Annotated in this window: 9 protein-coding genes; 3 read left to right on the top strand and 6 right to left on the bottom strand. The window is 65.1% G+C overall.

The features are described 5' to 3' along the window. Window positions 1–15: 15 nt before the first annotated feature. The 6 genes from B9N43_RS01260 to B9N43_RS01235 form a co-directional block, all read right to left on the bottom strand. On the bottom strand, window positions 16–2,085 hold the full coding sequence (locus tag B9N43_RS01260) for a TonB-dependent receptor (RefSeq protein ID WP_145840535.1): 2,070 nt from the start codon (window positions 2,083–2,085) through the stop codon (window positions 16–18). A gap of 207 nt (window positions 2,086–2,292) precedes the next feature. Next, a complete protein-coding gene (locus B9N43_RS01255; protein WP_145840534.1) occupies window positions 2,293–2,502 on the bottom strand; it encodes a DUF2892 domain-containing protein in 210 nt (69 codons plus the stop codon). Beyond that, entirely contained in the window at window positions 2,499–5,777 is a 3,279-nt protein-coding gene (locus B9N43_RS01250) for an efflux RND transporter permease subunit (RefSeq protein WP_145840533.1), read from the bottom strand. The genes B9N43_RS01255 and B9N43_RS01250 overlap by 4 nt, the downstream gene beginning before the upstream one ends. A 10-nt stretch (window positions 5,778–5,787) precedes the next feature. Continuing rightward, a complete protein-coding gene (locus B9N43_RS01245) occupies window positions 5,788–6,792 on the bottom strand; it encodes an efflux RND transporter periplasmic adaptor subunit (RefSeq protein WP_186453919.1) in 1,005 nt (334 codons plus the stop codon). A gap of 112 nt (window positions 6,793–6,904) precedes the next feature. Then, on the bottom strand, window positions 6,905–7,288 hold the full coding sequence (locus B9N43_RS01240) for a sirohydrochlorin chelatase (RefSeq protein ID WP_145840531.1): 384 nt from the start codon (window positions 7,286–7,288) through the stop codon (window positions 6,905–6,907). Continuing rightward, a complete protein-coding gene (locus B9N43_RS01235; RefSeq protein ID WP_145840530.1) occupies window positions 7,285–8,541 on the bottom strand; it encodes an MFS transporter in 1,257 nt (418 codons plus the stop codon). The genes B9N43_RS01240 and B9N43_RS01235 overlap by 4 nt, the downstream gene beginning before the upstream one ends. A gap of 585 nt (window positions 8,542–9,126) precedes the next feature. On the opposite strand from B9N43_RS01235, the gene B9N43_RS01230 reads away from it, so the two are divergent. From B9N43_RS01230 to phbB, 3 genes are all read left to right on the top strand, one after another. After that, window positions 9,127–10,092, top strand: a complete 966-nt coding sequence (locus B9N43_RS01230; RefSeq protein ID WP_186453917.1) for a 3-keto-5-aminohexanoate cleavage protein — start codon at window positions 9,127–9,129, stop codon at window positions 10,090–10,092. 103 nt (window positions 10,093–10,195) lie between these two features. Then, the gene (locus B9N43_RS01225) at window positions 10,196–12,604 is read left to right on the top strand and encodes a CaiB/BaiF CoA transferase family protein (RefSeq protein WP_145840528.1); all 2,409 of its coding nucleotides are present in this window, start codon (window positions 10,196–10,198) and stop codon (window positions 12,602–12,604) included. 14 nt (window positions 12,605–12,618) lie between these two features. Continuing rightward, on the top strand, window positions 12,619–13,359 hold the full coding sequence (phbB, locus tag B9N43_RS01220; RefSeq protein ID WP_145843386.1) for an acetoacetyl-CoA reductase: 741 nt from the start codon (window positions 12,619–12,621) through the stop codon (window positions 13,357–13,359). The last annotated feature ends 46 nt before the right edge of the window (window positions 13,360–13,405 follow it).

Below are 13,405 nucleotides of genomic sequence, written 5' to 3'. Positions count from 1 at the left end.
ATGCGTTCCTTTCGCTTAGAAACTGCCACGCCAGCTGATCTGGAAAGAGCGGCCGGGCGCCTTGATTTCCCAGCCGGAGAGACCTTCGGTCTGGTGTTCATGGTAACTCTTGTCGGCCAGGTTCTTGACGGCCAGGCGTAGACTCTGGTTCTTGGTGAAGCCCCAGGTCACGCCGAGGTCGGCGGTAGCGAAGCCGGCGGTGGCATTCTCGGTGCCGTTGGTGAAGCGGGTGGCAGTACGGTCCTGACGATCGACCAGGCGCAGCGTGAAGTCGGCCCTGACGCCGGGCAACACGTCGCCCAGCCAGCCGAGACGCACTTCATCGGCCGGCATCTGGAACAGCGGCTCGGCAAGGTCATTGTTGACGCCCCGAATCCGCGAGTAGCCGGCCGTCAGCCAGTGATCGGCAACGAACTGCCAACGGGCGTCGGCTTCGATCCCCTTGATCGTCACGCTGCCCAGGTTGACGGTCTTCTTGCAATTGGTCGGTGCAGTGGGGCAGGCCGCCGCTGCGGCAGCGCCGGTCAGAATCCGGCCGGTCAAATAGTTGTCGATACTGTTGTGATAGCCGGCGACCTGATAGACGAATCGGGAGCTGGCACCCTTGATGCCCAGTTCGAACTGATCGGCCTTCTCGGCGCTCACTTCCGGGCTGCCGGCATAGTTGTAGCCATCGCCGCGCAGGCCGGATTCGTAGCGTTCGCGCATGCCGGGGGCGCGGAAGGCGCGGGCATAGTTGGCATAGGGGCGGAACAGCGGAGTGACTTCGTAGATGGCGCCCAGGCTGCCGGAGAAGGCGTTGTCCTTGTTGTCCAGACCTGTCGTGCGCATACCGTTGAGCATGCTGTCAGCAGACGACTTGACGGTGTCGTAGCGCAGGCCGGCCAGGATGTTCAGCTTGCCGAAGCGCATGTCATCCTGAACGTAAGCGCCAACGGCCGTGATTTTTGCGCGCTGGAAGGGGTTGTTGGCCGTCCAGACGGTAAATGCCGCGGCGCCGCTCGGCGGCCCGGCCTGCCAACGATCCGGATTGCCGGTCATCTCCCAGGCATTGACGCCGAAGGACAGCAGATGCTGCGGATGCGCCAGCCAGTCGGCCTTGGCGTCGATGCCGTCGGTCTGGAAGGTGACTTTGTTGGTGATGATGTCGCGGTTCAGCCAGTTGCCGTGGGCATAGATTTGGCGCTCCATTTCCTGGCGGTAGACGCGCACATCGAAGTTGAGCGACTGGTCGCCGCTCCCCTGGCGGTTGTAACCCAGTTCGAGCAGGCGGCGCTCCTGCTCCGGCGAATGAATGGTCATCGTACGCGTCGCCGGATTGGTCGGATGCCTTTGGGTCGAACCGGGATACCAGACATTCTCGTCATTGTGCAGTTGAGCCGAGAAACGCAGTTGCTGCTGGCTGTCGATGCGGAAACGGTACTGGCCGATGAAACTGTTGGAATCATAGCCGGTACGGGCGACCATGCCTTCCGGTGACCTGTAGTCGTCGATCCGGGCCAGGGAGGCGCCGACCATCAGCGCGTGGTCGCCAGTGCTGGCGTTGATCACTGCCGTACCACGCATCCCCTTGCTCGCCGAATCGTAGGAAGCGCCGGCCTCGACCCCGACGCCCGGCGTGAAGCGGGCCTGCGGCAGCAGCACGTTGATCGCCCCGCCCAGGGCGCCGGTGCCGTAAAGGACGGACGAAGCGCCCTTGACCACCTCGACCTGTTCGGCCATGCCCAGCGACATGAAAGAGGCGACGGCGCCGGCCGGTTGCGCCGAGTTGAAGCGCATGCCATCGACCAGCAGCACGATGCTGTCCTTGCCCAGGCCGCGCAGCGTCGGGTTCTGGCCTTGCGCGCTGTCGTTGGAAATGGCGATGCCCGGTTCGCCGCGCAAGACATCGCCGACGTTCTGGCCGCCCCGACGGATGATTTCATCCCGGTCGAGCGTAGTCGTGGAAATCGGCGTTTCCAGATCGCTGGCCGAGTAGCCCTTGGCCGTCACGTTGACGGCGGAAAGGGTGATCTCATCGGCATGGGCCGTGGAAAAGGCAATCAGCAGAGAAAGCGCCATCGGGCGCAGATGCGGCAAGGCCATGGGAACTCCATTCAGTTAAGCGGCTGGCTTGCGTAACACCCGAGGCTGGCTTGCCGACAGTAAATTCAGTCGGCGATTATAAATAAATAAGAATTATTCTCACTTGATCCTAATCAATCAGAAAGGCTTTTGGATCAGGATGGCGGCGAGCGCGGCCCCGATCGAGAGCCAGGCGTATTTCTTCAGGGAAGCGTCAGGCGGTCAGCCTCACTTTTTCGCCACGCCGAGCTTGAGCAGGATCATCTCCAACGGGCAAAAGCGGGTGAAGCCGCTCTGGAACAGGTTGGCGCCGACGAAGACGGTGAACCAGAGCCAGGACGGCCTGGACAGGTCGGCCTGGCCGTAGAGGTGCGCCAGGGCCAGGGAGATCAGAATGAAGGCACCGGCAAAGATGCGGATCAGGCGTTCGACGTTCATGGTTGCTCTCCTTGGGTCTGTGTGCGGCCGTGCATGGCCGCGTAGTAAAGCACCGGGATCACCACCAGGGTCAGCAGGGTGGAGACCAGGATGCCAAAGATCAGGCTGATCGCCAGCCCGTTGAAGATGGGATCGTCGAGGATGAACAGCGCGCCCAGCATCGCCGCCAGCCCGGTCAGGGCGATCGGCTTGGCGCGGACCGCCGCCGACTGGATCACCGCCTCGGCCAGCCCCATGCCCGCGTCCACCTGCTGGCGGACGAAATCGACCAGCAGGATGGAATTGCGTACGATGATGCCGGCCAGGGCGATCATGCCGATCATCGAGGTGGCGGTGAACTGGGCGCCCAGGAGGGCATGGCCCGGCATCACGCCGATGATGGTGAGCGGGATCGGCGCCATGATGATCAGCGGCACCAGGTAGCTGCGGAAGTGCGCCACCACCAGCAGGTAGATCAGGATCAGGCCCACGGCGTAGGCCGCGCCCATGTCGCGGAAGGTCTCGTAGGTCACCTGCCATTCGCCGTCCCACTTGATGGCGTAGCCGGCGTAGGGGTCGCCCGGCTGGCGGATGAAATACTCGCCCAGGCCGCCGCCCTCGGGCAGCGCCAGGTCCTTCAGCCGACCGCGCGCGTCGAACATGCCGTACAGCGGCGAATCCAGGCGCCCGCCCATGTCGCCGGTGACATACACCACCGGCAGCAGGTCCTTGTGATGGATGGTCTTGTCGCGCAGGGTCGGCTGCGCCGTCACCAGTTCGGAGACCGGCACCAGCTTGCCACCATGGGCAGCATCGGCCCGCACCCGCAGCTTGAGCAACTGGTCGAGCGAGTCCTGGCGCTCCGCCGGCAGCACCACCCGCACCGGAATTTCATACTTCGACTCGCCGTCGTGCAGCGGCGTCACGTCCTCGCCGGAGAGCCCCAGGCGCACCACCTCGGCGATGTCCTTCTGCGCCACGCCCAGCAGCGCCGCCTTGGCCTGGTCCACCCGCAGCAGCACCTTCGGCGCGTCGGCGTCGACCGTGTCGTCCACCCCGACGACGTCGGCGGTCTTTTCCATCACCTGGCGCACCTGCTTGGCGACCGCCATCTGTCCCGCGTAGGCCGGGCCATACACCTCGGCGACGATGGGCGAGAGCACCGGCGGGCCGGGCGGCACTTCCACCACCTTGGCGTTGCCGCCGTGGCGCGCGGCGATGGCTGCCACCGTGTCACGCACCGCTACCGCGATCTCGTGGCTCTTGCGCGAACGCTGATGCTTGTCGACCAGATTCACCTGGAGGTCGCCCATCTCCGGATTGCCGCGCAGATAGTACTGACGCACCAGGCCGTTGAAGTTGATGGGGCTGGCGGTGCCGGCATAGCTCTGGATGTCGCGCACCTCATCGACTGTCGCCAGATGGGTGGAAATCTCCCGCAGCACCGCGCCGGTCTGCTCCAGCGGCGTGCCCACCGGCATGTCCAGCACCACCTGGAACTCGCTCTTGTTGTCGAAGGGCAGCATCTTCAGCACCACCCACTTCAGCCCGCCCAGCGACACCGAGGCCAGGATCAGGGCGAGGACGCCGATCAGCAGCTTGCGCCGCGCAGCGCGCGCCGCGTCGCCCAGCAGGAAGGGCGTCAGCACGCGGCGGAAGATGGCTTCGAGGCGCGAGGCGGTCATGCCGTCATGCGCCGCGGCGCCAGTGGTGGCATGGCCGCCCTTCATCAGCCTCAGCGCCAGCCAGGGCGTGATCACGAAGGCGATGGCGAGCGAGATGAACATGCCCATCGAGGCGTTGATCGGGATCGGGCTCATGTAGGGCCCCATCAGCCCGGTGACGAAGGCCATCGGCAGCAGCGCGGCGATCACCGTGAAGGTGGCGAGGATGGTGGGGCCGCCCACCTCGTCCACCGCCCGCGGGATCAGCTTCAGGAGCGGCGTTCCCGGCTCCAGGCCCTGCCAGCGGTGGATGTTCTCCACCACCACGATGGCGTCATCGACCAGGATGCCGATGGAAAAGATCAGCGCGAACAGCGAGACCCGGTTCAGGGTGAAGCCCCAGGCCCAGGAGGCGAACAGGGTCGCGGCCAGGGTCAGGGTCACGGCGGCGCCGACGATCACCGCCTCGCGCCGCCCCAGTGCGAACAGCACCAGCAGCACGACGAAGGCGGTGGCGAAGACCAGCTTGCCGATCAGCTTCTGCGCCTTCTCGGTGGCGGTCTCGCCGTAGTTGCGGGTGACGGTGAATTCAACGCCCTGCGGGATCACCGTGTCGCGCAGTCCCTGGGCGCGGGCGATCACCGCCGCGGCGACGTCGGCGGCATTGACCCCGGGCTTCTTGGTCACGGCCAGGGTCACCGCCGGATACTCTTCACCCAACTGAGCACCGCCCTGCGCCGCCTGGCCCGCCCCCCGGCCCAGCCCGTGCCAGACGTACTGGCTCGGCTGGTCGGCGCCGTCCAGCACCTGCGCCACATCGGCGAGAAACACCGGCCGGCCGCCGGAGACGCCGACCACCAAGCGCTTCACCTCGGCGGCGGATTCGAGGTAGCTGCCGGTCTGCACCAGCAGTTCCCGGTTGCCGGCCACCACCTGGCCGCCGGGCAGGGAGGCGTTGGCCAGTTGCAGCGCGGCCTTCAGATCCTGGGCGGTGACACCGTGGGCGTTCATCCGCTCGGTGTCCATCGCCACCCGGATCGCATGGCCGGGGCCGCCGATGGTGTAGACGTCGCGGGTGCCGGCCACGCGCTTGAATTCGATCTCCGCCGCGCGCGCCACCTGCTGCAGCTCGAAGCCGGACTGGCCCGGGTTCCTGCTCCAGAAGGTGAGGCTGACGATGGGCACGTCGTCGATGCCCTTGGGCTTGACGATGGGCTCGCCCACGCCAAGCTCCGGCGCCACCCAGTCGCGATGGGAATGGATGGTGTCGTAGAGGCGCACCAGCGCCTGGGTGTGGTCCTGCCCCACCTCGTACTGCACGGTGAGCACCGCCATCCCCGGACGCGACACGGAATAGACGTGCTCGACGCCGGAGATCCGCGCCAGCACCTGCTCCGCCGGCCGCGCGACGAGGCTTTCCACGTCCTTGGCCGAGGCGCCGGGAAAGGGAATGAACACATTGGCCATGGTGACGTTGATCTGCGGCTCCTCCTCGCGCGGCGTCACCAGGACGGCGAACAAGCCCAGCAGCAGCGCCAGCAGCCCGATCAGCGGAGTCAGCGAATTGTTCAGGAAGTAGCCGGCGATGCGGCCGGAAACGCCCATGGCGGAAGGGGAATGCTCGATGCTCATGCCCCTGCCCTCAGCGCTTGGACTGGGGCGACGGCGCGCGATCGAGGGTCGCCCGCGCGCCGTCGGTGGCGTAGCGCTCGCCCGGACGCAGTCCCGCCAGCACTTCCAGCTCGCCGTTGGCCAGCATCTCGCCCAGGCGCACCTGGCGCAGGCGCAGCACGCCCTTGTCGTCGGCGACATAGAGACCGATCACCTCGCCGCGGCGGATCACCGCCGCCGCCGGCACGGTCAGGCGGGGGGCCTTGCCGGTGAGGAAATGCACCCGCGCGAACAGCCCCGGCACAATACCTTCGCCGCCTTCGCTGCCCTCGGGCAGCAGCACCCGCGCCGTGGCGGCGTGGGTCTGGGGATCGACCATCGGCAGCATCTCGAAGCGCACACCCTCGATCCAGCGCCCGCTCTCGGGAAATTCCACCCGCGCCGCCGTCGCCCGGCGCACCTCGGCCAGCCGCTGCTGCGGAATGCTGGCCACCACGCGCAGGCTGCGCGGATCGAACACCGTCAGCAGCGGCCGGCCGGGCTGGGCCATGTCGCCCAGCTCGGCGTGGCGCAGGCCGACCACGCCGGCCAGGGGGGAAGTCAGCGTGCCATGGGACAGCCCGGCGCCGGTGGCCTCGGTCTGCGCGCGCACGGCGCGGAAGTCCGCCTCGGCCTGGTCCAGCGCCGCCTGGCTGACGAAATGGCGGCCGTGCAACTCCCGTGTGCGCTCGTACTGGGCCTGGGCCTGCTTGAACTGGGCCTGGGCCGCCGCCGCCGCGGCCGCCGCCTCGCGGCTGTCGATGCGCGCCAGGACCTCGCCCTGGCGCACCCGCTGCCCGGCATCGACGCGCATCTCGATCACCCGACCCGGCACCTGGGCCGCGACCACCGCCTGGCGCACGGCTTCCACCGTGCCCTCGGCGGCATAGCCGGCCGCCACCTCGCGCAAGGCTGCCACGGCCGTGGCCGGCGGCGCCGCCTGTACGGAAAGGGCGGCGGCAAGGACAAGCACCATCGGTATGCGGAACATGGTCATCGGTCTCGGGCTCCAGGAATGCCTGAATATTAGCATTTACTTATTTTTAAGCACAAGCCATGGAACACAAGCCTGCCACCACGGCATGGCGGCACGCGGCGCCCGCCGCAACTTATCGGGCCGCTACAGCGTTCCCCGTGATGTCGAGCGCGTGGCACGCCATCGCGTCGATCACCGCCGGCACCTCCCCCACCGGCGCCGCCAGCTCGATGGCGAGGCCGGGGTGCCGCGCCATGGCGTCCGCCGCCATCTGCGGCAGATCCTTTTTCACGTGGCTGCCCGCCGCCATGAATACCGGCACCACGACGATCTCGGTCACGCCCCGCGCCGTCAGGCCGTCCACCGCCTCGGCGAACGTCGGGCGCATCAGTTCCAGGAAGCCCAGCTCCACCGGCAGACCGGGATCGCGGGCGAGGATGGCGGCGCGGATGCGGTGGAAGGGTTCGGCCCATTCCGCGTTGCGGGCGCCGTGGCCGAACAGGATGATGCCTTTCATGGGAGGTCTCCGGATATGTTGCGGCAGCGGGTCTCGCGGATGAACAGCGTGGCGAACCAGCCGAGCAGCGCCGCCACCGCCAGCAGGCGGATGCCGGCGGCGTAATCGGCGGCGCTGTAGAGCCGCACGCCGTTCGCGCTCTGGCCCTGCCAGCCCAGGTCCATCACCCAGCCGAAAAGGGGTTGCAGGATGCTGGCGCCGAGGAAGCAGCCCACATTCACCAGCCCCGTGGCCATGCCCGAGAGCGCCGCCGGATTGACTTCCTTGGCGCAGGCCCAGGACAGGGTGAAACCGGCCGAGCACAGACCGAGCGCGGCGCACAGCAGCAGGCTGCCCCACGCCGGCAGGGCGCCCAGCAGCCAGACCCACCAGAGCAGCGCATGCGCGCCGGAGACGCCGATCATCACCGGCCGGCGCCGCCCCAGGCGGTCGGAAAGCCGCCCCCAGAAGGCGGCGCCGCAGGCGTAGCCGGCGAAATAGATGCTGACGTGCATCGAGGCCAGCGCCCGGCTCATGCCATGCACCTGGGTCAGATAGGGCACCGCCCAGAGGCCGGCGAAGGTGAAAAAGGCGCCGGCCACCCCCAGGTTGACGAAAAAGCCGGGCCAACTGGCGCGGTTGCGGACCACCGCGAGCAGCCCGCCCAGCCAGACGGTGCGATCCGCCCGCGCCAGCGGCGCCTCGCGCACGCCGTGGCGGCTCAGGACCGCCAGGCACAGCGACAGCACGCCCGCCGCGAGGAACACCTGGCGCCAGCCCAGCGCCTGCGCGACCCAGGCCAGGGGCGCGCCGGCCGCCACCGAGCCGAGGTTGCCGAGCAGGATGCACAGGCCCGCCAGGGAGGCGAAACGCGATTCGTCATACTCGATGGCGATCAATTTCAACATCGCGATGAAGGCCACCGACACCCCCATGCCCACCAGCGTCCGCCCGGCCAGCGCCCATTCGAAGCCGGGCGCGGAGGCCAGCAGGATCGAACCCAGGCCGGCCGTCAGGCCGCCCCAGAACAGCACCCGGCGGCAGCCCAGGGTATCCACCAGCACGCCGGTGGGCAGCTGCATCACCGTATAGACGTAGAAGTAGGTGGCGGCAAGATGCCCCAGTTGGGCCGCGCTGACCTGAAAGGCTATCTGCAGATCGGCGGCGATCGCCGCCGGCGCGGCGCGATGGAAAAACGACAGCATGTAGGCCACTACCGCCAGGGCCAGGCCGGCGCCTTGCCAGCGGGTCGGGATGGAGGATGCGGAGGACATTTGGCGAAGCAAGCCATCAGGGATCAGTGGATTCGCATCATACCGGGATGCTCCCCTGAACTCGGCAATCGCGCGGGAATAGAGCAAGAGCAAGGCCGGCCCGCCTTTCCCACGATGGGGAAAAGCGGCCCTCGCCCCCAGCCGCAAACCACGGCGACACGGCGGGCACGGCGAAAACCTTCTTGTTTCGTAGGAGCGGGCCATGCCCGCGACAGTTGCGCGACACGATGCACCGATTCGCAGCCGTTCATGCGATTACCCGCTCCCACAAGGCCAGAACGCCCGCGCTCCCTTGACAGAGCTTTTCCGCCGGGCCGCCCCAAGGAAAAGCGGCACGCGCCGCCAGGCGCAACGCATCGGTACCGCCACGAAGCTCCCCCAAACATCCGAGCGCAGCAAGCCGTATCGCCCCCCTCCGGAGGGGGGCGAAGGGGGCGAGCCTTTCCGTTATGCGGGGTGTTCTCCCCGCATAACGGAAATTAGTGCGTTTGCATCATGTCGCGCCAGATCGCTCTCTGCATACTCCATGCACGGTCGCTGCGAAGACCTAGGACATTCTCAATTTCCACTAGCGGAGTACACGTTATGACGAATCATCAAGACCTTTGGGATCCAAGCAACGAGCGGGCATGGGTGAATGCGGTGGCACATAGCAAGCTGCCCCCCCTGGTCATTTCCGTGGCACTCACCGGTGGTGTGCATGGCAAGGAGAGCAACCCCAACCTGCCGGAAACAGCGGAGGAGCAGGCCCAGCAGGCCTACGATTGCTACAACGCCGGGGCCACCTACGTTCATCTCCATGCCCGGGTTCCCGGCCAGCCTTGGCAGACGAGCACGGATTCCGCGGTGTATCGGAACATGAACCGCATGGTGCGGGAAAAGTGCCCCAAGATCATCATCAACAATACCTGCGGCGGCGGCTATGGCGCGGACCTGAGCCAGGCCCTGGCGCCCCTGGATGCCAACCCCGAAGCGGCAAGCCTTGACATCGGCCCCCTGGCCACCCGCTTCATCATGAAGAAGCGCCCGGAAGCCGGCCGTATGGAAGACCTGAACTTCGAGGCCGTGGCGCCCTTCGGCTATGAAATGACCGAAACCTACGCGAAAGCCATGATGGATAAAGGCGTGCGGCCGGAAGTCGAAGTCTTCCATCCGGGCAACTGGTCCCTGGTACAGAACCTGATCGACAAGGGCCTGCTCAAGCCCCCCTATCTGACCCAGCTGGTCTTCGGCTTCCAGAGCGGCAGCTACCCCACACCCAAGCAGATCATCAACCTGGCGGAAACGGCACCCAAGCCTTCCAGCCTGACCCTGCTGGGGGTGGGGCCGTGGCAGACCTCGGTCATGACCATGGGCATTCTGATGGGCATGAACGTGCGGACCGGGATGGAAGACAACCTGTATCTGGGCAAGGGGCAACCGGTCCAGAGCAACGCCCAACTGGTGGAGAAGGTGGTGCGGCTGGCCCGGGAGCTTGGCCGCGAGATCGCCACCCCGGAGCAGGCTCGGGAAATCCTCGGTTTCTCGGCGACGCCCACCAGCTACGACTGACGATCTAACCCCAACTCATCAAGGCAGTGTTTTCGCTACGGGACCGCCTCACAAAGGCGGTGCCGTGGGAGGAGTGTTGTTCGTGAATTTGGAGATAAGGTAAATGTCTAGTGCTCTGGGGCATCTCCGCGTTGTAGAGATCGGACAAGGCGTCTCCGGTCCATATTGCAGCAAGCTGCTGGCCGACCTGGGAGCGGACGTGATCAAGGTGGAGCCTCCGCTGAGCGGCGATCCACTACGCCGGGCGGGATCCTTCCCCGATGACGATCACGATCCCAGCGAAGGCAAGTTGTTCCGTTATCTGAACGCCAACAAACGGAGCATCGAATGCGATCTGAACACTGCAGAAGGGAAACGGACGCTGCTCGCCTTGGTGAAGGATGCCGATCTGGTGATCGAAAATCTGGGGGCGGGCGTTCTTGAAACCCTCGACCTGGGATTCGACATACTCGAGAAAGCTAACCCCAAGATTGCACTAATCCGGATCTCCGATTTCGGGCAGACGGGACCCTATTCAAGCCAGGCGGCAAGCGACCTGACGGTCCAGGCCAGCGCGAACTGGGTGAACAATCACCATGTCCCGGGGCTCGCGCCGGTCCAGGCCGGCGGACGGATCACCGACTACACTGTCGGCGTTTACGCCGCAACCGCAGCCCTCACGGCCTATGCCATGGCCGCCGCCGAAGGCCAGGCGGTTTACTTCGATGCCTCCAAGCAAGAGAGCCTGGTGTGCTGTCTCGGCGCAATCTGGCTGCATCTCGAGACTTTGACCTCCCTGGGCTGGGGAATACCCGAGGAACGCCACTTCCCCTTCCCCGGCGTGGTCCGTTGCAAGGACGGGCTGGTCAGCATCAATGCGCTGACGGGGCAGCATTTCATCGATTGCTGCCACTTGCTCGATGTGCCCCAGTACATCTCCAAGCAAATGGAAATCACCTACGGCGGACCGGACTTCGATGCCTTTTTTGTCGACATCGAACCCTGGCTGATGGAGCGGACCGTCGAAGAAGTGGTGGAGATCTGCCAGGCGATGCGAATTCCCAGCGTGCCCATTTCCAACGGACAAACCGTTCTGGAACTGCCCCAACTCAAGGCAAGGTTATTCTTTATCGAAGATCCCGACGAAAAGTTTATTCGACCCGGATTCCCCTATCGACTGGAGCTCACGCCAGCAAGCTTGCGCAAAGGTGCGCCACGCCTGGGCGAAGACAACCCGGTAGCCGGATCGATGCCATGGCAACCGAGGGAATCCATGCCCCCGGTCAATGTCAACGCAACCGGTGAATTCCCTTTCGAAGGACTACGCATACTCGATTTGGGAATCTTCTGGGCCGGCCCCTATATCAGTTGCTATCTGGGCGCCTATGGCGCAGATGTCATCAAGGTCGAATCCATCCAGCGGGCGGATGCCTTCCGCTTCCAATGCGCCTATCCCGAGGAAGGCCCGGACTGGTTTGAGCGCAGCAGCATCTACCAGCATACGAACCTGAGCAAACGCAACCTCACCCTGAATCTCGACGCCCCGGAAGGGAAACATCTTTTCGAGCAATTATTGGCAAAGGCCGACGTGGTGATCGAGAACTTCTCGGCCCGGGTCATGGACAACTTCGGGTTCACCACAGAACGCCTCAAAGAGATCAACCCGAAGCTGATTGTCGTGCGGGTCCCGGGGTTTGGCCTGGAAGGACCGTGGCGGGACTTCACCAGCTTTGCCATGCCCTTGGAGCAGGTCAGCGCCATGTCCTGGGTCACCGGCAATCCCGATGGCCCTCCGGTGAATCTCGGTGGCTACGCCGATGCCATCGTCGGTATGCATGCCCTGGTGGCATTGCAGGCCGCACTGATCCATCGCGAGCGCACCGGCCAGGCCCAATTGGTGGAAGTGCCCCAGCTGGAAGTCGGCGCCTGCCTGACGGCCGAGCAGGTGATCGCCTATTCCACGACAGGCAGGATCATGGGACGACAGGGCAATCGCAGTGAAACCATGGCGCCCCAAGGCGTCTATCGCTGTTCATGTGGTCATGCGGTTGCACTCTCCATCAGAGACGACAGCGATTGGCAGCGTTTCAGGAAGATGTCGCCGGTGAATACCTGGGCGCAGGACGATCGTTTCGATTCTCTGGCGGGACGGCGTGCTCACCACGACGAACTCGACGAGCTGATTTCCCGATGGACCAGCGGGATCAGCGCGAATTCGGTCATCACGGCCCTGCAGGAAGTGGGAATTCCGGCAGCCATCGTGCTGACCCAGCCCAACATCGCCAGGGAGCCCCATCTCGTTTCCCGCAACTTCTTTCAGGAACTCGACCATCCGCTGACGGGAGTGCGCCGCTATCCCCGCTGGCCGTGGCTCCAGTCCATCGGGCCCAACGGCGAGCATCGCTTCCGGGCGCCGACCCTGGGGGAACATAACCATGAAATCCTGCGCGGTGAACTGGGCTTGTCCGACGACGAGATCGCCCACCTGGCCTCCAAGGAGATCATCGGCACAGTCCCCAAAGGACTGGGATAAACCCGGGGTCGATGATGCAGAGAATTGCCCTGGTTACGGGAGGAATGGGTGGTCTGGGCGAAGCGATATGTATCAAGCTGGCAGCCCTGGGCTACAAGGTCGTCACCAGCCATAGTCCGGCCAACGCCAAGGTTCAGACCTGGCTACGGAACATGAATGACATGGGCTACGGCTTCAAGGCCTATCCCTGCGACGTAGCCAGCTTCGACTCCTGCCACGACTGCGTGGCACAGATCGAGAAGGATCTGGGGCCGGTGGATGTGCTGGTCAATAACGCCAGCATCACCCGGGACATGACCTTCAAACGCATGACCAGGAATCACTGGGATGCCGTGATCCGTACCAATCTGGACTCCGTGTTCAATATGACCAAGCAGGTGATGGACGGCATGATGGAACGCCACTGGGGGCGGGTGATCAACATTTCGTCGGTCAACGGCCAGAAGGGTGCTTTCGGCCAGACCAACTATGCAGCAGCCAAGGCCGGGATGCACGGCTTCACCAAGGCCCTGGCGCTGGAAGTGGCGAAAAAGGGGGTGACGGTGAACACCATCTCGCCGGGCTATATCGGCACCCGGATGGTGAGGGCGATTCCGAAGGAGGTGCTGAACAGCAAGATCCTGCCCCAGATCCCCGTTTCCCATCTGGGAAGGTCCGAGGAAGTTGCGGGGCTGGTTGCCTATCTGGCCTCGGAGGAAGCCGCCTTTGTCACGGGTGCCAACATTTCCATCAACGGCGGTCAGCACATGTACTGAGCCCCCCGGCACAGCGAGTCAGTGGCAGCGGGCGTGATGATTTTTT

It is taken from the genome of Denitratisoma sp. DHT3, assembly GCF_007833355.1.
In the GTDB taxonomy this organism is placed as follows: domain Bacteria; phylum Pseudomonadota; class Gammaproteobacteria; order Burkholderiales; family Rhodocyclaceae; genus Denitratisoma.
Note: the sequence above shows the minus strand (reverse complement) of the source record. Positions and strands in the feature narration are given on the sequence as shown.